The 22717-nt window shown below is 64.5% G+C and carries 15 protein-coding genes and 1 pseudogene; 4 read left to right on the top strand and 12 right to left on the bottom strand.

The genetic code is table 11. The annotated features are described in order from the left end of the window. Positions 1-48: 48 nt before the first annotated feature. The 11 genes and pseudogenes from ACW170_RS08535 to ACW170_RS08485 form a co-directional block, all read right to left on the bottom strand. The gene (locus ACW170_RS08535; protein WP_492086313.1) at positions 49-3468 is read right to left on the bottom strand and encodes a TonB-dependent receptor; all 3420 of its coding nucleotides are present in this window, start codon (positions 3466-3468) and stop codon (positions 49-51) included. Between the two features lie 149 nt (positions 3469-3617). Next, complete coding sequence (locus ACW170_RS08530) at positions 3618-4577, bottom strand: FecR family protein (protein WP_492086312.1); 960 nt, start codon at positions 4575-4577, stop codon at positions 3618-3620. Beyond that, positions 4574-5050: an RNA polymerase sigma factor gene (locus ACW170_RS08525; RefSeq protein WP_492086311.1), complete on the bottom strand. Its 477-nt coding sequence runs from the start codon at positions 5048-5050 to the stop codon at positions 4574-4576. Before ACW170_RS08525 ends, ACW170_RS08530 begins: the two co-directional genes overlap by 4 nt. 318 nt (positions 5051-5368) lie before the next feature. Then, positions 5369-5662: pseudogene (locus tag ACW170_RS08520) on the bottom strand (transposase); the annotation flags it as partial. Beyond that, positions 5619-5846 carry a helix-turn-helix domain-containing protein gene (locus ACW170_RS08515; protein WP_492086310.1) on the bottom strand — a complete coding sequence of 76 codons (228 nt, stop codon included), beginning with the start codon at positions 5844-5846 and terminating at the stop codon, positions 5619-5621. The gene ACW170_RS08515 and the pseudogene ACW170_RS08520, both read right to left, overlap by 44 nt. A 271-nt stretch (positions 5847-6117) precedes the next feature. After that, a complete protein-coding gene (locus ACW170_RS08510) occupies positions 6118-8940 on the bottom strand; it encodes a TonB-dependent receptor (protein ID WP_492086309.1) in 2823 nt (940 codons plus the stop codon). A 322-nt stretch (positions 8941-9262) separates the two neighbouring features. Beyond that, on the bottom strand, positions 9263-10228 hold the full coding sequence (locus ACW170_RS08505; RefSeq protein WP_492086308.1) for an N-acetylglucosamine kinase: 966 nt from the start codon (positions 10226-10228) through the stop codon (positions 9263-9265). Between the two features lie 25 nt (positions 10229-10253). Continuing rightward, entirely contained in the window at positions 10254-11417 is a 1164-nt protein-coding gene (locus ACW170_RS08500) for an SIS domain-containing protein (RefSeq protein ID WP_492086307.1), read from the bottom strand. After that, positions 11410-12708 (bottom strand): D-tagatose-bisphosphate aldolase, class II, non-catalytic subunit, encoded by a 1299-nt coding sequence (locus tag ACW170_RS08495; protein WP_492086306.1) that lies wholly within the window; start codon positions 12706-12708, stop codon positions 11410-11412. Before ACW170_RS08495 ends, ACW170_RS08500 begins: the two co-directional genes overlap by 8 nt. Positions 12709-12810: 102 nt before the next feature. Next, complete coding sequence (locus ACW170_RS08490) at positions 12811-13716, bottom strand: EamA family transporter (RefSeq protein WP_492086305.1); 906 nt, start codon at positions 13714-13716, stop codon at positions 12811-12813. 5 nt (positions 13717-13721) lie between these two features. Next, positions 13722-15797, bottom strand: a complete 2076-nt coding sequence (locus tag ACW170_RS08485) for a glycoside hydrolase family 36 protein (RefSeq protein WP_492086304.1) — start codon at positions 15795-15797, stop codon at positions 13722-13724. A 135-nt stretch (positions 15798-15932) separates the two neighbouring features. Here ACW170_RS08485 and ACW170_RS08480 point away from each other — a divergent pair, with 135 nt between their 5' ends. Next, positions 15933-17036: an amidohydrolase family protein gene (locus ACW170_RS08480; protein WP_492086303.1), complete on the top strand. Its 1104-nt coding sequence runs from the start codon at positions 15933-15935 to the stop codon at positions 17034-17036. Between the two features lie 13 nt (positions 17037-17049). Further along, positions 17050-19017, top strand: coding sequence for an NPCBM/NEW2 domain-containing protein (locus ACW170_RS08475; protein ID WP_492086302.1), 1968 nt, complete (start codon positions 17050-17052; stop codon positions 19015-19017). A 17-nt stretch (positions 19018-19034) separates the two neighbouring features. Here ACW170_RS08475 and agaR read toward each other — a convergent pair whose 3' ends face one another. Beyond that, positions 19035-19766, bottom strand: a complete 732-nt coding sequence (gene agaR / locus ACW170_RS08470; RefSeq protein WP_492086301.1) for a transcriptional repressor AgaR — start codon at positions 19764-19766, stop codon at positions 19035-19037. A gap of 551 nt (positions 19767-20317) precedes the next feature. Between agaR and ACW170_RS08465 the strand changes: the two genes are divergently transcribed. Beyond that, a complete protein-coding gene (locus tag ACW170_RS08465; protein ID WP_492086300.1) occupies positions 20318-21142 on the top strand; it encodes an alpha/beta fold hydrolase in 825 nt (274 codons plus the stop codon). Next, positions 21139-22716, top strand: a complete 1578-nt coding sequence (locus tag ACW170_RS08460) for a c-type cytochrome (protein ID WP_492086299.1) — start codon at positions 21139-21141, stop codon at positions 22714-22716. Before ACW170_RS08465 ends, ACW170_RS08460 begins: the two co-directional genes overlap by 4 nt. The last annotated feature ends 1 nt before the right edge of the window (position 22717 follow it).

Raw genomic sequence — 22717 nt, 5'->3', positions numbered from 1 at the left:
CAAGTAAAGCGGCCGGCGCTGTGTGGCGCCGGCCATGGGCAGAGGCGATCAGAAGGTCGCCGACATGCCGATCTTGAGGTTTCGCCCGCCCAGGTAGGTCGCGCGGGTATAGACCTTGGGCGCTCCGTTCTCGCCGCCGAACGTCTGCTCCAGGTCCGGATCGTCGGTCCCGTTTAGCAGGTCGTTCGCCTCGACGTAGACGCGGAAGCTGCCATAGCTGGGGCGCAGGTAATATTCCGCCCGGAAGTCCAGCGTGCGGACGCCCTCGGTGTAGACGCTCAACCCGCGCGGCTGGAACGACGAGACCGACCGCGACTGGTAGCCATAGGTGAGCGTCGCATCGATATCGTACTTGTTGTAGGTGATCGCTGCAGTGCCGGAATGTTCGGGCTGCTGCACAAACGGCAGGTCCGTGAAGGTGTAGACATTGCCCGGGACCGGATCATATGCCCAATTGTAGCGGTCGGCGCGCGAGCTCTCGGTCCAGGTATGGTTCAGGAACACCCCGAACCCGCCCCAGAGTCCCGGCAGGAAGTCAAACCGCCGCTCGGCCTGAGCCTCTAGGCCCCACAGCTCCGCCGTCTCATCACTGTTGACCGGACTGCCGCCGGTGATGAAGACTGATCCCGGATTGGCCGGATCGAAATAGGGCGCACCATTGAAATAGGGGTGATCCGGCAGAGTCACCGAACTGAGCACCGCAGGTCCGTTGGTAACGTTCGTCTGCAGCAGATTGTCGATCCGCTTGTAGAATGCGCTCACCTTGAAAATGCCGACGCCCGAGTAATATTCGGCGCTCAGGTCGAAGTTGTCCGTTGTCGCCGGCTTCAGGTTCGGATTGCCGCTGTTGATCTGCAGGATCGGCTTCACGCCCTCCGGTCCCGGGATGGGGAAATTGATGAACGATATCCGGGTTTCGTTTGACAACTGGCCGATCGACGGCCGCGCGACCGACAGGAAGTAGCCCCCGCGGAAGATCAGGTCGTCGTTGTAGCGATAGTTGAACAGAACGCGCGGCAGGATGTCCTCAGCCGTCGTCTCCTCGGTGACCAGTTTGGTAAACTCGTTCTGAAAGGCCAGATCGACCCCGACGCCCCCGCCGCTGGAAGGCAGCAAAGGCCCGATGTAGACTGGGAAGCTCAGGTTAGTCGCCGCCAGCTTGGTGCGGTTGTAGCGGACGCCGCCGACGACCTCGAGCTTGCCGATGTCCAGCCGGGTCTGCAGGTAGGCGGCGAAGTTGCTTTCCTCGGTCTTTTCGTTCCCCTGATCCGGGTGGGGAACGATCGGCGTAAGCGTCAAACCCGACGGCCCTCCGGCGAGGCTGTCGAGGTTCTCGACGAAGTCGCGCAGCGTCCCCTCGCTCAGGGTTGAAAATCCCGCGCCCGACAGGCCGATCCGCGACAGGTCCGATGGCACGAAGTCGAAGCCCAAGGCCGAAACCGGAATGCCGCCGCCCAGCTGGCTCCGTGTCAGATCGCTGCGGAACTCGGTCTCTTCATAGAAGGCCCCGACCTCGACATAGTTCAGCCAGCCCTTGCCGTTTGTCCAGCGCGCGCTGCCGCTGGCGGTATGGCGATCATTGCTGCCGCGGCTGTCGTCTATCTGGCCGCTGGCGTTGTCGATGGTGAAGGCGGACGGGTCGTTGACTGCGGCCCAGCCGGCCGCGCTCAGCAACGGCAGGGGAACGCCGCTGCCGCTGCGCGGGGCGAAGCCGGTTGCGATAAGGCCGGTCGCCGGGTCCACCGCTTCGGGCAGGAACAGGCCCGCGCTGGCGTCCGTGTCCGGCATCCGCAGCTGGCTGCTGAAGTTGGCGGGGTGGGTTTCCGCGCCGTGAGCATAGCCGACCAGATATTTGAACTCGAACGCGCCCAGCGTCGTCTTGCCGTTCACCGTATAGGTGTCGGTGACCTGTTCGACGTCCCTGTCATAGGCATAGGCCTGCGAGCGGGAAATGGCGGCGTTGCCGGGCGTCAGGTCCAGCACCAGCTGTGCGTTCGGCCCCTGCCCCGGCACGACCACATATTCGGCCCCGGTCGAAAACGTGTCCGACAGCGAGAAGAAGTCGGTGTTGGCCTGCGAATGCTGGATGTCGAACTTCAGGTTCGTATGGCTGGCGATCCGCCATTCGGCAGACAGGGTCGCGGCCAGAGTCTCAGCCTCGTTGTGGTAGAAGTTGGTCACCACGCCGCGCGGATAGGCCTGGTCCTCGCCGTCGATGAAGGGGAAGTTCAGCAGCGGATCAACGCCGTCCAGCACCAGAATGGGGTCGCCGTTCGGATCCAGCGGCAGATACTGTCCGAAGCTCATCGCGCCGCCGTTGCTCCCGGCGTCATAGGCGATCGAGCGGGTGTTCTTGCGGCGATACTGGACCGAAGCGCTCAGGCCGAAATTATCGCCTAATCTTCCCGCCACCGTACCGGACGCCAGAAAATCCGCGTTGAACTCCTTGGGCGTTTGACCGCCTTCAATCAGGAGATTGTAATAGCGATGTGGCCGATCCAGCGGCGACATCGTCTCGATCTCGATCAGCCCGCCGGTGCCCGAACTGTCCTGACTGGGCAGCAGCGACTTGTTGATCGTGATGCGGCTGACGGAATCGGCCAGCAGGTTCGACAGGTCCGCCGAACGCCCCAGGCCGTTGCCGACCGGCAGATTGATCCCGTTCAGCTTGACCGCATTCATGTCCGGCTCCAGCCCCCGCACGATGACGTTGGTTCCGTCGCCGGTGACTGAGTTCCGCTGGAATGACACCCCTGGCGCGCGACGCAGCGCTTCCGAGAAGGTGGTGCCGGTGAAGTTGCCCAGGTCGTCTGCCGAGATCACGTCGGCGCTGTTCTCGGCCGTGCGTTGAAGGTTCAGGGCATTGGCGCGCGCGCTGCGCGACCCATAGACCAGCACCTCCTCGACGGAGGCGACACCTGTCTCGCTGAGGGCGAATGTCTGTTCCTGTGTGCCGCCGGCCGGCACGTTCACGGTCTCGATCAGGGTCTCATAGCCCAAGAAGGAGATTTCGACTGTTTTGAGTCCGGCCGGAACTGACGCGAAGCGAAAGGAGCCAAAGTCGTCTACCCGCGTCGTCTGGCCCGTCTCGACCAACCGAACGAGCGCCCCATCCAACCCGCGCACGCCTTGGGCGACCGATACCCGACCGACCAGGGCGCCGTGCGCCTGACCCTGTCCCGGGTTCAGCGAGGCGCCGCCGACCGGACCGCTGACCACGAACGAACCGCCGCCGGTGACGCCCAGCCTTAGCCCCGACCCCTTCAATACCGCCTCGTAGGCGGCTTGGGGCGAAAGCGTGCCCTGGAGGGCCGGTGCGGACTTTCCGCGCACCAGATCGCCCGAAAAGACGACATTGGTCGCCGTCTGCGAGGCGATCGCCCGCAACGAAGTCTCTAGCGGCTGGGCCGGCAGGTTGAACGTATAGGACGCCTGCGCCTGAGCGGTCTGCGCCGATAGAACGAGCATGCTGGCGCCCGCGGCCAACGCGAAAGAACGTGAAAACAATTTAGCCCCCCAGGTGAGGGGCACGATCCCATCCACGCCCCACTAACCTAGACGACATCACACCGCAAAACCGACATTACGGAGACATAAAAAGTTCAACTAGCCGCCTTTCAGCGGACAATATGCACGATTTCACCCTTTTTCTCGGCGCGCAGACCGTAAAGGCTCGCTATCGCTTCCGCGAAGTCAGCGGCGTTGGTGGCGAAGACGCCAGACACCGGCAAGGCTGCGACGCGTGGGTCATCGACCACGATCACAGGCCCGCCATAGCGGTTCAGCTCGGTGACAGCCGTCCCCAGCGGCGTGTCGTCGAATATGACCTGTCCCCGTCGCCAAGCCGTCGCCGCCTCAATCGATCCAGGCTCGACCCGGGCCGTTCCCTCCATCGGTTCCGTCAGCGTCTCGCCCGGCAGCAGCGTGACCACCGGGCTGACCGCGTCGCCCGACCGAGCCCGGGCGCTCGACACAGCCACCCGCCCCTTGATCAGCGTGACGACCACGTCGTCGTGCGTCCGGCGCACCGTGAAGACCGTCCCGATGGCCCGAATCTCTGTGTCACCAGCTACGACAACAAAGGGGCGTGAGGCGTCATGCGCCACCTCGAACATGGCCTCGCCGTGCGCCAGATCAATCCGACGTCGATCCGCGTTGAACCGCACATCCACCCGAGTGTCGGTATTCAGAGCCAGGCGGCTGCCGTCCTGCAGGCTGGCCACCCTCTGTTCGCCGGCGTGCGTGGAATAGGCCCCGGCGTCAATCAACGGCCACGCCAGAACCGCCACCGCCAAAATCGCCGCAAGACATGCCGCCACCGCCGCGCCGGGAAGCCAACTGCGACGCCGAGGCGCGGCAATGGCGGCATAAGGGCTCGTCTCCAGCTCGCGAGCCGCAGCGCGGGGCAAAATGGCCCAGACTTCGCTGGCCCTTTGGAAAGCCTCGGCGTGAGCGGCGTCCTCAGCGAGCCACGCCTCCAGCGCTGGGCTGACGGCGTCGCCTGCATCGCCTTTCAGCGCCGCAAGCCAGACAGCGGCCTGGGCGTCGATCTCTTTCCGGCACAGGGCGTGCGTCATGGCGGCGTCATCCCGTTCATTAGCTGAAGGGTGGCGCGCGCAACCAACTTCTCCACAGCAGCGACGGACATGTCCTCCGACGCCGCAATTTCAGAATAGCTCATATTCTCCAGGCGTCGCTTCAGCAGAACCCGTCGCGTTCGTGGGGGTAGTCGCTCTAGGCCTGCGACTACCTGGCGAAGTCGCGCCCGGGCCTCCATGATCCGCGCAGGGTCCGGCGCCTCATCCGGCAGTTCATACAGCGCCGCGCCGTCGGCCAGCGGCAGTCGCCTGGCGCTGCGCTGGCGATCGATTGACAGGTTGACGGCGGCCCGGACCAGCAGAGCCTCCCGCGAATTGACCACATGGCCGCGTTGATACGCGTCCACCTTCAGATAGGCGTCATGCACGAGCTCATCGGCGTCTTGGTCGGCGATACCCTGCCGCACGACTGCCCGTCTGGCCTTCTTGAGAATGTCCGCGAGTTTGGCCATCAACGTCCTGCCTTGCCAATATAGACGGACGAGCGGAAAAAACCTGACATAGAGTCGCGCTTTTTAAGTGTAGCGTCACCAACTGTCGATAGCTGCTATGGTAAAGCGTCGGCGTGGGCTGAAGAAGCCACTCCCCTCCCCCTCTCCCCGCTGGCGTCTCGACGAAGTGTCTGTTCGATCAGCGGAAAGCGCTTGTTCCTTTGGCGGGCCGTCGACGACGAAGGCGAGGTCCTCAACATCGTCTCGGGTGGTATCCCGCGGCGCGGGACCAACTGGGCGTTCAGCATATTCACTCACCAAGCCATCTAGGCTCAGGACTCATAGCCAGAAGAGCACGGTTGCGGCGAGGGCTATGGCGGACAGGAAGACGGATGGGCAGCGATCGTAGCGGGTTGCGACCCGTCGCCAGTCTTTCAGGCGTCCAAACATGATTTCTATGCGGTTGCGCCGTTTGTAGCGGCGCTTGTCGTAGCGGATGGGCTCGTTGCGTGACTTACGTCCGGGAATGCAGGGAGTGATGCCCTTTGCCTGCAAGGCGGCCCTGAACCAGTCGGCGTCATAGCCCCTGTCACCCAGCAGCCATTGCGCCCGGGGCAGGCTGTCCAGCAGGGCTGGCGGCGCCGGTCAAGGTCTGCAGGACAAGGCCTAGCTCCAGAGTGGACTTGCCGTTTTCCAGGGCGCTGATCCATTGGCGCGATACGCCGACGCGGCTCGCCAGGGCGGCCTGGTCTTCGCCGAGAGCTTTTCGACGCGCTTTTACGGCAGCGCCCAGTTCTGTTGGAGAACGAATGATCACGGCGGCCTCATGTCAGCGTTCGATTACAAAGCACCATGTCAGCGTACGGTTACATATGCAGTTGTCGTCGTACGGCGACACAGGAAAGTGTCGCCGTACGACGACGAGACCGAAGACCGTTTTGCCCATCGATTTGGACGTCTTGGTCGCCGCCGTGCGATCCGCGATTGACGCGAGCCCGACGACGCGATCAGTCCCGCGCTGATTGCGCGCCCTCCCCCTGAAGGCGAGTGGATAGCGCGGCGTTTGCAGGCCTGATCGCGCCAGAGGTCTAGAACCGGTAACTCACGCCCAACTTGTACGAGGCGCCATAGCGATAGTAGCCCTGGGGCAGCAGCGGATTGCCATTGATGGAGTAGGTGTTGGCTTCGTCCAGAAGGTTCTGGCCTTCCAGGGAGATGTCGATGTTGTCCGTCACCTTGTAGGAGATGTGGGCGGTGACCCAGGTGATGGGGTCGGCTTCCTCGTTGTAGCCTTCGCCCAGGACGTTTATCGCGGTGACGAAGCCATCCGTGTGGTCCGCCGAGGCGCTCATCGACAGCGGTCCGCGCTCGTAGAAGAGGCCGAGCGAATAGACCGACGGCGCGATGCCCTCCAGCGGCCGTTCCAGATCCCCGACATAGCTCTTGGACCAGTTGCGGGTGTATTGCGCCCGCACGCCCAACCCATTGTCCAGGAAGTGCTGAAGGCCGACCTCGACGCCGTGCACCTCGGCCGTGTCGCCGTTGATCGGTCGCTGGACGTTGAACAGATAGCCCGGCACGCCGATGTCCTGGCCCGGCTCCCAGCTGGTGGTGATCTGGTCCTCGATGTCCTTCTTGAACACCGCGACGTTGAAGATCGAGTTCGGGCGGAAATAATATTCCAGCGACGCATCATACTGCACAGCTGAATACGGCTTCAGGGCCGCGTTGCCGCCGTAGATCTGGGTGAACTCGCCCCAGGATACGCTTTCGGTGGTGTTTGTCGGCGCGAGGGTCTCGACCGACGGACGGGCCATGGTCTTGGCCGCGCCCAGGCGCAGACGCAGATCTTCCGTGATGCGGTAGTTCAGGTTTATCGAGGGCAGGACATAGGTGTAGTCGTTGTCCTGGGTGATGGCCGTCGGATCATCATAGACGGCTGTGTAGTTGAATGCGCCGTTCTCGATGATCTCAAGGATTTTCGCATCCCACGCCTGGGCGCTGGTGTTGGTCTGGACCACGCGCACGCCGATATTACCGCTCCAGCGCTCGCCCGACAGGTTGGCCTGGACGAAGCCGGCCCAAGATTCCTCGCTGACTCGATAGCTCTGAAGCGGGTTCCAGACGGGCGCCGCGGCCGCGTAGCTGTAGTCGCCGCCGCCGGGGCGCGGATTGCCGTCATAGGCCGCCAGGGCGGCCTGGTAGCTGGCGATATCGAAGGACAGGAAGGTACGCGGGAAGTTCGCGTTCACCTCGCTCATGAAGTTCGGCAGGTTGAAGCTGTTGGAGATCACGCCGCCGCCGAGATCACCGACATTGATCGCATAGTCGCCGGAGTAATAGTCAGCGCCCCCTGTCAGCGAGTTGTTCACCAGATCGCGCGACTTCCGACGATCCGTGTAGTTGGCGCCGAACTGCACATTATCGAGCCAACCCCTGTGGGCGGTCCAGCGACCGCTGAAGGCGGCGCCGTTGATCTCGTCCTCGATATTGTCGCCCGCGAGCGAGAAATAGTGGGTGTTGAAATCGGCGTCGGTGAACGCGCCGCTGGCCAGCCCGCTGGCCAGATCGCGCCCGTCATCGAAGCTGACGGCGACGTCCGGCACATAGGCGCCGGTCAGCTCGACATGGGCGGTATTGGCCTGGTTCATCCGCAGGACGACGTAGCTGTCCTGCCCCCCGGAATTCCGGCTGGACGTCGAGCGATAAACATCGCCGGTGAGTGTCAGGCTGTCGGTCACGTCCCACTGGGCGTTCACGCCATATAGCTGGGTCTCGACGACGCGGTAGGAGGTCTGGTTCAGCAGTTCTGGATTGAGGCGCTGCTCCGGGTCGGGATTGTCCATGTCGAAGCTGGTGACGATGCCGTCGTTGATCACCATGTTCGACCAGCGGCCCGGCGCGTACAGGGTATAGAAGGACTGCTGGTAGCCGACCTGCGGCGAGTCGAGCTTGGTCGAAAGGCCGTCTACGACCAGGCGGAAGCTGTCGTTCGGACGCCATTCCAGTTTCGCCGTATAGGCGTTGCGCTTTTTCTCCTCGAGGATCGAACCCACGCGGAACTGGCCAGGGCCGATGAGCCCGTACTCCTCGACGTCCAGCTCGCCATTGCCGTTCGGGTCGATATTGCCGCCCCAGGCGTTGCCCCAGAGCCAGCTTTCGTCAGTCGGGTCGGGGTTGCGGGTCCAGCCGCCGTCATTGCCGGCGACGTCCGTCCGGTCGTCGCGCCGCTCGGTGACAACGCCGAGGATCAGCCCGAAGGTATCGTCGAAGAAGGTGTTGCTGTAGACGGCCGACAGCTTGGACCCGTCCAGTTCGGACATCTGATTGCGATCGCCTTCGACGCGGATGATGCCGTGCTGGCCGCGCTGATCGAAGGGGCTGGCCGAGCGCAGGTTGATCAGGCCGCCGATGGCGCCTTCGGTGTTCGCCGCTTCCGCGCCCTTGATGACGTCCGCTCCGCTGATCACGTCGGAAGGCAGCACGTCATAGGCGAAGTCTCGCCCGGCGCCGTCGGTGGCCAGGATGCGGCCGTTGAAGGTCGAAAGCGTGTACTCGGGGCCCAGGCCGCGAACGCTGACGCTTTGCCCCTCGCCGCCGGCGGTCCGCGAGATCGACACCCCCGTGATGTGGCTCAGGGAATCGGCGACGTTGTCGTCCGGGAACATGCCGAGTTCCAGGGCGCTGATCGAATCCTGCACCGTGCCGGATTCGCGCTTCAGACCCACCGCGCGGGCGATGCTGCCCCGCGTCCCGACGACGACGATTTCGTCGACCGACTGGGCCTGGTCAGCCGTTGTTTCGGTCTCGTCAGCGGCGGCTGACTGGGCGTGAGCCGTGTTGACGGACACCAAGGCGGCAAATCCGACCCCCGCCAGAGCGGCCGTTCGAAGTGATAGACGACGTGACATTGCGATCCCCTTTGCTCGCATGATCGACGAACGCCGCTTGGCTTGGTCCGAGGCTTCGGTTCACAGCCAAGAAAACGCTACAAAAGGGAACTACGGTTTCGCGAAACTGTCAAATAGATACGTAACGAAACTTTCGCCCCCGTGTTGTCTTTCTGCTGGAAACGTCCCGAACGCCTCTGCGCCGCCGCCCAAGGCCTTGTCGCACGGCGCGCATGGCAAGGCGTCCCCTAACTGACGGGGCGAAGAAACAGCCGGATTTCAGCGTCTTCTACCGACCAGGCCACGTGACCTGAGGCTCCGAGGCGGGCAGGAAGATCAGCGATCAGGCGTTGACGGTCATGTCGAGCGGCGCGCCCGCCAGACGGGCCGCATAGATGGCTGCGCCGATCGCCGGGCTGTAGCGCGGCGAAATGAGATGGTAGTCCGCCGAACAGTCCGAAAGCCTCTGCCTGAACGGCTCCAGGATCAGGTCGCCGCTCTGAAACACGCCGCCGGAATAAGACAGGCTCACGCGTTCGCCCGACCGATACGCCAGCCGCCGCCGGATCGCGTCCACGATCTCCGCCAGTTCGTGGCCGGCCTCCGTGAAAATCCGCCTCGCGGCCGGGTCTCCGTTCACCGCAGCGCGCGCAATCAGTCGCGACACCGCCGCGATCCGGTCTCGCTGGGGCGTGCTCTTGGAATAGATGTGGGCGCAGAGGTCGAGGTCCGTCGTCAGTGCAAATTCCTGCACCAGAAGATCATGCAGAGGCCCCCGCGGCAGGCGGCCGTCCGACATGCGCGAGAAGGCCTTCAGCCCCTGGACGGCGATCCAGTACGCCGACCCCTCATCCGAAAAGACCTCGCCCCATCCGCCGCCGCGCGCCGACAGGCCCTGATGCTCGCCGTAACCGATGGAGCCCGTGCCGGCGACGATGTTGATGCCATCCTCACCCGCCAGAGAGCCGGCCCAGCCGCAGATCATGTCATTGCCGCAGGCGTAGCGGCGATGACCCAACAGGGCTTCCGGAATGACGTCCAGCATGGGCTGGATCTTCGAATCCTCGCCGTGGGCGGGCAGGCCGAAGAAGGCGAAGCGGACATCGGCTGTCGATGCGCCCGCCTGGTTCAGAACCGATTGGACGCCCGTGCCGAGGACGACGTGGAGTGTCTCAACCCCGATCTCGACGTGGTAGCTGGAGCCGCCCTCGTGTCGGGCGACCTCCCGCCCCGCGCCGTCGATCAGCACGAAGGCGGTCTTTGTGCCGCCGCCGTCGACGCCCAAAAAATAGCCGGCCGATTGTTTCACGCCTCTTGCCCCCCGCCCCCGGCCATCAGCCCAACTCGTGAATCCGTACGCCCTGCACGACGCGGTTGACCGTGCCGGAGGTGTTGGGCTGGTCCGGCCTCAGGCCAAGCCGCAGCGACTCGAAGAAGGCCAGAATCTGAGGCGCGACGATATAGGGGAAGAGCAGGTCGGCGTCGTCTGACGTCGCCAGACCCGCCACCCTGATTTCGTCCCGCGCCTGTAGCCCCACACCGTCTTGCGCGGTGATGGCGATAACCCGAGCGGCGTCGTTGTCGCGACGCAGCTCTTCAAGCAAGTCCATATCGTAGCTGCGGGTGTAGGCGTCGTTCGAGAAGAAGACGAAGATCAGGGTTCGGTTGTTGACGATCGTCTTCGGCCCATGCCTGAACCCCAGCGGTGAATCGAACATCGTCACCAGGGCGCCGTTCGTGAGCTCAAGAAGCTTCAGCCCCGATTCCCGCGCCAGACCCTTGAAGATGTGGCTGCCGAGATAGACGACGCGTTGATAGCCTTCAGCCGCCGCCGCCTGCATGACCGAGGTGTAGTCCGCGATAACGCCCTGGGTGGCGCGTGCGATGGCCTCGACCCGCTGTTCCATGACGGCGACGCCGCTGAAGACGGCCAGGGCGGCGTAGGTCATGCACGAGAAGCTGGACGTCATCGCAAAGCTGCGATCATGGGTCGCTTCGGGCAATTGGAGGGTCAGCCCCCTCGGCGCCGCGCCATAGGCCGCCAGCGCGCCCTCCGCGTTACAGGTAATGACCAGGTGGCTCAGGCGTTTGACCAACCGGTCCGCCAACTCGATCGCCGCCACGCTTTCCGGACTGTTGCCCGAGCGGCCGAACGAGACGAGCAGGGTCGGCGTATCGGTCTCGAAATAGAGATGGGGCGCGCAGACCAGATCGGTGGTGGCGATGGCCTCGACCCGCCGGCCAAGGCGCGCCGACAGCAGGGGCGCCAGACATTCGCCGGCGAAGGCGGAGGTGCCCGCCCCCGTCAATATGATCCGAAGCCCGGGCTCCGCCAGAAGCGGCTCAAGGAATCCATCGATCTCGCCCTGTCGCGCCATCAGCAGCTTCTGCGTCTCGCGCAGCATGGCCGGCTGTTGCGCGATCTCACGGGCGGTCCAAAGTCCGCCCAGCCGTTCCAGTTCGGACTCTTCGAGCCCCAGTTGGATGACGTCAGACATGAGCAAACTCCGGCTCGGGGGTGCAGGCGGTCCGATAAGCGTCCAGGGTCGCGCCAATATGGGCGATCACCAGACTTGCCGGATCTGAGGGCAGACCGGCGTCACGCAGGGCGGCGCTGGCGGTCGGCAGATATTGGCTGATCAGCGCCATGGGCGGCGGGTTGTCGGCAAGGTTGGCGAACATCCGGTCCTGGGCGGCGGAAATAGCCGGATCCGGCCAGTAATAGCGGATCCGATCCGACAGGCTGTACTGCAGGTCAAACAGGAGGGCGTCGCCCTCGGAGTGATAGTATTTGGCCCAGTTGCGCGGCTCGGCCGTCATCCGCTCCAGAGCGATCGAGCGAAAGCCTGACGCCCGGCCCTCGCCGACCCATTCACGCTCGATGGCGTCCAGCGCCCACAGGGCCTCGCGCAGGACGAAGGTCACGCCGGGGCCGACCTTGAGAATGGCGAAATGGTCCTCGACCAGGGCCTTCAGCGCAGCGGGGGTCTGGTAGTCGGTCGAGTGGGCTTCGAAGACGACGTGCGGCTGGTCGTCCAGGGCGCTGCGCAGGCGGACCGCCTTCGCGCGGTCGTAGTCGATGACCTTGCGATGATCGAATTCGACGCCGGGCTGGACGACGATGGCGATGACCCGCGTCCACGCCTGCGACAGACCCTCTTCGGCGAAGACGGCCCGATGAGCCTCCAAGGTCGCGATCGCCGCCTGTGGCGTCGTCACCTCCAGCTCGGGCAGATCCTCGGCGGCGCCGCCCGGCACGGGAACTTCCGTGCCGATGACATAGACGCAAGCCTCTCCGCCGACCCGTTGTTGCGTCCCCTCCGCGATCTTGATCAGACGCGCGGCGCGTCGTGCGATCACGTCTTCAGACAGCGGGGTCGGATCGTCCGCACAGGACATGGAGCAGTCCGCATGGATCTTGCGGAAGCCGGCGGCGACATAGTGTTCAATCAACACCTCCGCCTTGGCCATGGCCTCTTCGGCGGGAAGACTCGTCCACGGGTTGGGCCCCAGGTGGTCGCCCCCCAGGACCAGGCGCTCGACCGGCAAACCGACGTCGCGGGCTATGGCGTGAACGAAGTCACGGAACTGGTCCGGCGTCATCCCGGTGTAGCCGCCGTCCTGATTGACCTGGTTGCAGGTCGCCTCGATCAGAAGGACATCGACGTCCGCCTTGAGCGCATGGACACAGGCGGCTTCCAGGACCAGCGGGTGCGCCGAGCAGACCGAATAGATGCCGCAGGCCTGCCCGGATTTGTGCCGGGCCACGAGGTCAAGCATCGCCTTCATGAGAAATCCTTTCGTAACGGGACGACTCTAACGAAACCGAGACGAAACGCAACCAAAGCAATGAAATCGAAACCTCACGAACAGTTTTGTTCTGTGCACCCTCTAGGGCGCCGAGGCCAAAAGCGCCGCAGCGATGAAGGCCAGCGCCAGGCCGACCATCTTCAGGTCACCCGGCATAACGCCGACGATCAGCAGGGCGATGACGGCCGTGACCAGAGGGCCGCCGGCGTTGGTGAGCGGGGCCACCACGATCGCCTTGCCGTGCCGGAAGGCGTAGACGAGAAACAGGGCGCCCACGGCGTTCAGCATCTGTATGACCGCGGCCAGGCCTGGCCCGTCCCAGCTCCAATTGATCGGCTTCGAGAAGTCCGTCATCGCGATCGCCGCCGGCGTCAGCAGGAGACCGCTAAGCATCATGTAGAAAAAGATGCTCTCGGCGCTCATCCGCGTATTGGCCAGCTTCATGAAGAAGGCCTGCACGCCCCAGCAAAGCATGATGATCAGCGACAGCGGGAACCAGGCCGCGCCCTGGGAGAAGGAGAAGCCCTGGGGGGAGAAGTCGAACAACGGCAGAGCGACCAGGGCCAGCACCACGCCCAGCGCGCCCAGACGCGAGGTGCGCTCCTTGAGCAGGACCAGCGACATCAGGATGGTGACCAATGGCGACAGGGAGATGATCGGAAAAATCAGATAGGCCGGCCCGGTCGTCACGGCGTAAAACAGCACCATCTGCCCCCCGGCGCCGGTCAAGCCGATCAGCAGGCCGTAAAGGATCGACAGAGGATCGCGGTCCAGCCGCCATTTCTCGCGCTTCAGCACGATAAGAGCGGGCAGCACCATGGTGAGGGCCCAGACGCAATAGACCAGGGTTTCGGGAAAGCCGCGCTGAGCCGAAACACTGGCAAATGCGCCCCACCCCCCCCACAGCCCCACGGTCATGAGGGCGAAAACCAGCCAGCGTCGAGACGCGACCATGGGCGCTGCGGCAGGCGAAGTCGGGTCGGTCACGGGCGTCAGCCTTGAATGGGGGTGGCTTCGATCAGCAGGAAGCGTTCGAAACGAGCAGGAATGCGGGCGGTCTGCGCGGTCACCGTCCCCAGATCCGCGCCGTTGAAATAGTCCGTCAGACGATAACCGCCTGCGCCGAGACCCCGCAGCTCAATCCGCCCGTCCCATGCCGGCGCATAGAAGGCGTAGTAGAGCCTACCATCCTTCTCGACGGCGTGGGCCTCCGGCTTGTCGAAGCCGATGTCGTACAGCTCCCCCAGATATTGCCCCTTGGGCAGCATCTTGGTGTTGTAGACATCCGCCCACTTGCGCCACACCGCCTCGCGTTCAGCCGTCAGCCGGAAGTTGGCGTCCTTGCCCCGGCCCTCGTTCGGCCAGGTGAACTTCGTCGAGATGACCGCACCGATGCCGACGGACGAGGCGAAGTCGTCGCCGCCGTCGCTCAGCTCGACATGGTCGCCGGCGTAGGCAGCGTCGCGCCCCATCAAGGCTTTCAGCGACTTGCCCTTCAGACGCACCTGCCAGGACGACAGCGGATCGGACGCCGGAACCTGGTTGGTATAAGGCAGATTGTGGAAGGCGTAGGACGTCCCGCACGGACAGAACTCCACCACGGCCTGCGGATTGGCGTCCAGAGCCGCGTCGTAGACCATCTTCCAGAAGTTCTGGAGCTGCTCGACCGACTCCTCCGGGCGTGCATGATTGTGGGCCGGGTTGTGGCAAGGAGCCACGCCGTTCATGTGCTGGCCGTCCAGCTTGAGGCCCTCATAGCCCCACTCGCCGATGATCTTGCGGATCAGCGCCTGGGTGTAGTCGCGGGTCGGCTGATAGGCCGGGCACAGGTAGAAGGCGTTCCACCAGGTCACGTCCTGAACCGCGCCGTTCTCGTCCAGCAGCAGCATGTCGGTGTGGTCGTGCAGCAGGTCCGACCCCGGATCGACCGCCAGGGGCGCCAGCCACAGCTTGGGCTTCAGGCCCGCCGCGCGGATGTTGCGGGCAAAGGCGATCATGTCCGCGTCGCTGCGGAATTTGCGCGGATCCAGCGCCCAGTCGCCCTCGTTGGTCTGCCAGCCGTCGTCCAGCACCGCCCATTTGAAGCCCAGGTCCTTGACCTTGGCATAGGCGCCTTCGATCTCGGCGATGGTGAAATCGCGGTCGTAGCCCCAGGCGCACCAGACGGCTTCATAAGATCCGTCCGGAGCCTTCGGCGCCGCCAGGCCCCGATCCGCCATTACACGGCGATAGGCGTCGAGCGTCGCATAATAGTCGCGCTGGTGAACGGCGACAAAGGCGTCGAGCGAGCTCAACGCATCGCCCGGCTTCAACGTCACGGCCCGCGCCTCTTCCAGGGCCACGGAGGCCCCGGCGGATGAGGCGATGATCGGCAGAGAGATCAGTTTCGGCGTCAGCTCGATGTGGCCGACGGCGACGCCCGCGTCAGGCCGCCAGACGTCGGCGACGGGCGTGCCCGATCCGTAATCGGAAGCATTCATGCCCATGAAATTGGCTTGCTCGAAGCCGTCGCCCACCGGCTGAACCCAGTCGCGGCGGTCGGCATGGGTCGAACCGGACCAGGACCAGAAGCCCGCGCCGGACGACTTCAGAATATGCGCCCCAAGACGATAGCTCTTGATGGCGACCGGTTCGCCGCGCGTGGGCCGCCAAACGACCTTCACCAAGGGAAAGCCTGGATAGCGATCATAGAAGGTCAGGCTGACGCTCTTTTCCAGACCTTCGGAAGACACGCCGCGCACCGTGTGCCGCACGCCCGCGCCGTGGACATCGCTGACCGGGACCTGAGTTTGATCGACGAATGGGAAACTGTCGATGATCCGGTCGTCCTGAAGCGTCACCGTTTCGGAAGCGCCGAATTCGGTCAGGACAGAGGGCCGCCCGGCGAGGCTGGAGATCAGCCGGCTATTCAGGGCCGAGTCGAATTCGACCGTCAGGACCTGATCGCCCGCGCGCGCCACCACCGGCCCCGCCCAGGCGCGGCGCGGCCCGATCGCTCCGGCGGCCAAGACAGTTCCACCCAGCAAGGCCAGCAGGCCGCGGCGGTGCAGAAGGGGTTTCGTCATCATCGTCGCACCCTCTTTTGACGATCATCCTGGAAATAACCTTGCATAGGCCCCTTTCCAAAGGCAAACAAAAAGACGCACAACGAAACGTCTGAGTTTGTTTCTATGTTTGCCTCGGCTGGCTGAATGGAGGTCTTCATGAAGTTCAATATCCGCTTGTCGTGGGCTTTGGCCGCGCCGCTCGTCGTTAGCGCCCTGTCCGCCTGCACCACCCTTGAGGCCGGAAAGACCTATGAGGCCGCCGACTTCGCCACGGTGCGCAAGATCGACGCCCATGTGCACGTCAACACCGCAGACGACGCCTTCCTGGACCAGGCGGCGGCCGACAATTTCGAGATCCTGTCGATCAATGTCGACTACCCGGCCTTCCCCTCGATCAGCGATCAGGCCGAGGTCGCGCACCACTATGCCGAGGCGAACCCCGATCGCTTCCACTACGCCGCCACCTTCTCGATGCAGGGGTTCGGCCAGGCCGGCTGGGCGGACCGCACCAAGGCCGTGATCGACGCCGAAGTCCGCCGGGGCGCCGTGGCCGTGAAGGTGTGGAAGAATATCGGCATGGTCGAGCGGGACGCCGCGGGGCGTCTGATCTTCATCGACGACGCCGGCTTCGATCCGGTCTTCAGCCATCTCGCCGCGACCCACGTGCCGCTGATCGCGCACCAGGGCGAACCCTATAATTGCTGGCTGCCGATCGAGCAGATGACGACCCGGAACGACCGGCTCTACTTCTCGGCCCACCCCGAATATCACATGTATCTTCACCCCGAGATGCCGAGCTATCAGGCTCTGATGGCCAGGCGCGACGCCATGGCGGCGCGCAACCCGAACCTGCAGGTCGTCGGCGCCCACATGGCCAGCCTGGAGTGGAGCGTCGACGAGGCGGCGAAGTTTCTCGACGCTCATCCGAACGCCGTCATCGAACTGGCGGCCCGCATGGCCCAGATCCAATACCAGTCCGTGCGGGACCACCGGAAGGTGCGGGACTTCTTCATCACGTACCAGGACCGCATCCTCTACGGCACCGACCTGACCCTCAATCCGGGCGAGGACGTCCAGGCCTTCAGGCAGTCAGCCCACGACGTCTGGTCATCGGACTGGACCTATCTGGCCACGGGGAACAGCCAGCGTGTCGATGACATCGACGCCGAAGCGAAGGGGCTCGCCCTGCCCCGGTCGGTGATCGACAAGATCTATTCCGCCAATGCGCGTCGCGTCTTCTTCTCGCGTTCCAACCGCTGATCGGAGCCGTCCCATGACCGTGCGCACCCTCCTGACATCTGTCGCGGCCTGCGGCCTTCTGGGGCTCGCCTGGCCGGCCGGCGCCCAGACCGACGCCCAGACCCGCGTCCAGACCCGCGTCCAAACCGCCCCCCGGACCGGGCCCCTTGCCGATCCCCTAGCCGCCACCGGCGCCTGGTCGATCCCCGAGCGGTCGCAGGCGCGCACCCCGCCCATGGGATGGAACTCCTGGAACGCCTTCCGCACCGAGGTCGACGAAGCCAAGGTCCTGGGCGCGGCCCAGGCCATGGTCGATAGCGGCCTGTCCAAACTAGGCTACGCCTATGTCAACATCGATGACGGTTGGTGGCTGAGGCGCCGACAGCCGGACGGCCGACTGGAGATCCGCACCGCCATTTTTCCATCAGCGCGGATCGAAGGCGCGGAGTCCAGCTTCCGGCCCTTCACCAACGCCTTGCACGCGATGGGCCTGAAGGCCGGAATATACACCGACATCGGGCGCAACGCCTGTTCCCAGGCCTATGACCTGCATTCCCCGAATCTCCCGGAAGGCACGACCGCAGAGCGCGAAGTCGGCCTCCACGGCCACGTGGATCAGGACATCAGCCTCTATTTCAAAGACTGGGGCTTCGACTACATCAAGGTCGACGCCTGCGGCATCAATGTCTACGGCCCCGAGAACCCGCTTGTCGCCGAGCACGCCTATACGCCCGTGCCGCCCCTGATCGACCAGGTCTCGATCAACCGGACCGACGTTTCCGCCGTCCAAGCCCTGTATGAGCAGGTCGCCGACGCCCTGGCCCGACACAATCCGGACGGCGACTATATTCTCGCCATCTGCAACTGGGGCTCGGCCAATGTCCGGTCCTGGGGCAAGGACGTGGGCCATCTGTGGCGCACAAGCGGCGACATCACGCCGACCTGGACGCGGATGCTGCACAATTTCGACAGCGCCTCGACCCGCGCCCTCTACGCCAAGCCGGGCGCCTGGAACGACCCGGACATCCTCTTCGTCGGCCACGGCGACTTCGATCAGGATCACCTGACCGAGGCCCGGTCGCACTTCGCCCTATGGGCCATGATCAACGCCCCGCTGTTGATCAGCTACGATCTGCGCCAGGCGCCGCAGAGCCTGATGGACATCTGGGGCAACGCCGACCTCGTGCGGCTGAACCAGGATCCCGGCGGCCATCAGGGCGTCATCGCCTACGCCTCGGACGACGTGCAGATCATCGTCAAGACGCTGTCGAGCGGCGACAAGGCCGTGGCCCTGTTCAACCGGGGCCTGGCCGAAACGGACGTCACCCTGACGGCGCCCCAGCTGAAGCTCGCCGCCGGCGCGCCCATCCAGATGCGGGACCTCTGGGACAAGACGAGCTCGACCTTCACGGACGAGACGACCTTTACCCTCGCCCCCCGTCAGACCCTGGTGTTCCAGGCAACGGGCCAGCGGCAGCTCGCCGACGGGGTCTATCTTTCCGAGATTCCGGGCGACGTAAATGTGGCGATCGACGGCGTCGTCGCGCCGGAGCCCGATCCCGTCGTGCACCGGATGCGCAACGCCTGGGGCGAAACCCGCGGTTCAGGCGAGCGACCGACCTATGCCGGCTGGGGCGGCGCCCAGGCCGACGCCACCCCCTATGATGAGGCGCTTAGGATCTCGGGCCACGGCTTCGACACCGGCATCGGGGTGCTGACCAACTCACGCCTGGAAGTGCGCAACGCGGGCTATACCCGGTTCCAGGCCAGCGTCGGCGTGGACGACTCGACACGCAACGCCCGGGATTCAGTGCGCTTCGCGGTCTATGGCGACGGTCGGCTCCTCGCCGAAAGCGCGCCCATGCGCTTTGGCGCCGCGCCCGCTTCGCTGTCCGCCGACATCAGCGGCGTGAGCATCGTTGAGATCGTGGCCCGGTCGGAAACTCTGACCAGCGACCTCCCCCTCGTCGTCACCTGGGGCGATGCGGCCCTACGGCGCTGAGGCGTCCGAGCGACGCCTCAGGCCTTGTGAAGCCGGACCCCCAGCCGATCAGCGGCTTCGTCGATATAGGCCGGCGCGCCGGTGTCGGTGATGAGGGCGTCGAGGTCCGCCACGTCGATGATGCGGTGCAGGCAGATCTTGCCGAACTTGGAGGCGTCGGTGACGGCGATGACTTCGCGTGCGGTTTCGACCATCCGGCGGTTCAGTTGCGCCTCGGGCTCATGGTGGGTGGTGACGCCCCGCTCGATGTCGAGCCCGTCCACGCCCAGGAACAGCTTGTCCAGCAACAGGTCGTCCAACGCCGCGACGGTCTGGGCCCCATAGAAGGCCATGTTCCGCCGGCGCAGCTCCCCGCCCAGCATGACGATCTTTATCTTTCGCTTCTGGGCCAGCACCGTCAGGATGTCCAAGTCGTTCGTAACGACGGTCAGGTCCTCGTCGTCAGGCAGGAAGCGCGCGATCTGCAAGGTGGTCGTGCCGGAATCCAGCATGATGGAATCGCCCGGCCCGACCATGCCGGCCGCCAGCTTGCCCACGCGCTCTTTGGCTTCGGTGTGGCTGACCCGTTTGGTCTCGATGGCCGGCTCGACGGGGGCGTTCACCACCTCCGTGCTGATCGCCCCGCCATAGGCGCGCGTCGCGACGCCCCGTCCCTCGAGATAGTGCAGATCCTTGCGGATCGTCTGCATGGAAACGTTGAACATGTCCGAGAGGGCCGCAACCTGAACGCTGCCGCGGGCTCGGATCATGGTCGTGATCTCACGCCGACGCTCTGAAGTATCGCGCGAGATCGCGCGGGACCCGTCCGCCATGCACTGCGTCTCCCAACGCGGCAAAATGCCGCCTAGGCTGCATATCCCGTTTTCACTTTGCCTACAAAACGAAAGCGGAGCCACGCACGGTTCCTCGTAGGAAATCACGCGCGGCGGGCAGGCTCAATCGCGAGGCGCTTGGGCGATCTCTGATCGTCGCAGCAGAACAAGCCAGGCTCCAACCTCTCTCCGCACGGGCCTCGGCGCGGATATTCTCTGTTGCGAGTGGGCGACGAGACCGCAAAGGCTCGACGAACCGACACAGGACGTACCGTCTTGCAGCCGTCCCCTTCCCTGCCAATGTGGGGAGCGGGACTGTAGTCGCCCAAAATGATCTAACTATCAGCCGCTAGTGACTCATCTCGGTCGTTCGGAATGTCTCCTATTTGGAGATTTGGAACAGCTCGACCTTTGGTAGTCTACGTCTGATGCGCATCCTTCACATTCCATCAGCATCGGTAGGCTAAAAGGGATTGGTGACGCTGAATATGATCAAGCTCGCCAATGGCGTGAAGACGCGGGTGCTCGACACGCGCGGCGACAAGCCGACGGTGGTGCTCATCCATGGCCTGGCCAACTCTATTGAGATCTGGAACCGGGTGGCGCCTCGGCTGATCGAGCGTTACCGCGTGATCGCCTTCGATATGCCCGGGTTTGGTCAGGCCGACCGGCCCGTCGCGGCCTATGATTCAGCCTTCTTTGTCGAACAACTGAAGGCCTTGCTCGATACGCTCCAAATAGGCCGAGCGCACCTCGTGGGCAGTTCCCTCGGAGCCAGCGTGATCGTGCGATTCTCCGGCGAGAACCTGGAGCGTATCGACAAGGCCGTGCTGGCCGCGCCCGGGGGCTTTGGGCGTGAGACTCATCCAATGATGCGGTTGCCGGCGCTGCCGATCATCGGCGACTGGTTGGGCCGGCCGACGCCCGCCAACAATAGGCTTACCTTGCGTCTTGCGATCCATGACAGGCGCAAGGTGACGCCCGAACTGATTGAGCAAACCAATCAGTATGCCCGCGTGCGCGGGAGTGATCTGTCATTCGTGCGGACGCTTCAGACGGGGGTGGGCTTGTTCGGGGTGCGGGAACGCGACAGTTTTGAATTGCTGGCCCGCCGGTTCGCACGTCCGGCCCTCGTGGTCTGGGGGCGTCAGGATCGGGTCTTTCCGACGCGCCAGAGCGAGCGCGCCGTGAAGCTGTTGCCCCTTTCGGAGCGGCTTCTGATCGACCAGTGCGGTCATTATCCGCACTGGGAACAGGCCGAGGTGTTTGCAACGGCCGTTGACCGCTTTCTCAGCAAGGGGGCTCAAGCGTGAAGGCACGTATCGGTCTGAGCCTGTGCCTCCTGCTTCTGGCGGCGTCTGCGCCGCTCGCAAGGGCGCCGGTCAGCGGGGCTGAAACCTTCGCTCTGGACGATTTCGGGGCCGTGAACTTCGGGGCGTTGAATACGGTGGCGGTGCCGTGGAAATTGGTCGCAGCGGCCTTGGTGCTGGACGATCCTCAAGGCGGAGATGTCAGCCAGGCGCACCTCAAGGCGCGGCTTCAGACCTTCGGCTTCCTTTGGCCGGACCGTATCGACGGCGCTGACGTGCCGATCATGCCTAACCGCGATCATCCGCTGGGGATAAGCGTCGGCGAAGTCACACCAGGCCTGCCGCCTTTAAAGGTGACGGTCGGCAATCTGGGTTGCGCGTCATGCCATGCGGGGCCTGCCTACGCCGCCGACGGCATGCCGCGACCGGAGATCGCTTGGCTGGGCGCGCCGAACACCAGTCTGGATCTGGAAGCCTACACCCGGGCCGTGACCTCAGCCCTTAAAAGCCGGACGGGCGATAAGGCCGAGCTTCTCAGAGCGGTTCGGACGCTCTTTCCAGAGACCGACACGTGGGAGATGGCCAGTTTGCGCTGGGCGGTCATTCCGCTCGCCCGCCAACGCCTGGCGGCCGTGAAGGAAGGCGGTAGTCCCCTCCCGTTCGTCAACGGCTCGCCGGGTCTGACGAATGGGGTCGCAGCGCTAAAGCTGCAGGGCCACGCGCCATCTCACGGGGTCGAAGCAGGTTTTACCTCGATCCCGGATCTCGCGGACCGGAGTTTCCGCTCGGCGTTGCTTTATGACGGAGCCTATGCGCCTCAGGGACAGCCGCGCTGGCGACCGATGGAGCGCGAGGATCTGACGCCGGCGCATAGGGACCGACTTGCGGCCATCACCAGTTTCTTCACCGTGCCCAGCATGGGTCAAGCACCGCGAGCGGCCCACCGGGAGATTCCGACAGCGAAGCGCGCCTTCATGTGGCTTGAGACGCGGCGCCCCCAGACCTTTCCAGGCTTGATTGATTACGATCGCGCCGCCAGGGGAGCGGTGGTGTATGCGCGCGCCTGTTCTTCGTGCCACGGCAGCTATTCGGGGCCGGCGGAACGCCCGCGTCTCACACGTTTTCCGAACTGGCACGGAACGGTCGGTTCCGACCCGGCGCGCGCGGCGGCCTTCACCACCGATCTCAGGCGCTACGCCTCCTCCGGCGGTTATGGCGAGGTCATGGACGCCCGGCCGACCGGTCAATACGGCGCGACACTCCTTTCCGGTATCTGGGCCACCGCGCCCTATATGCACAATGGCTCCGTGCCGACGCTGGCGCAGTTCCTGCTGCTCGAACCGCGATCCGAACGGTTTCTTGTCGGGGGACATCGGCTGGATCTCGAGGCCGTCGGTATCGCGGGGCGGGAACATGGCGGCGTCCGCGTCTATCCTGAAGCCTATCGCCCATGGTCGCAGCCGGCCCTGTTCGACACCCGTACGCCCGGCCGATCCAATCGCGGTCACGAAGCCCAGATCGAGGGCCTGACGGTCGCCGAGCGCTGGGACCTGGTCGAATATCTGAAGGGGCTCTAGC

This window comes from Brevundimonas sp. FV2ps16 (genome assembly GCF_058681075.1).
Note: the sequence above shows the minus strand (reverse complement) of the source record. Positions and strands in the feature narration are given on the sequence as shown.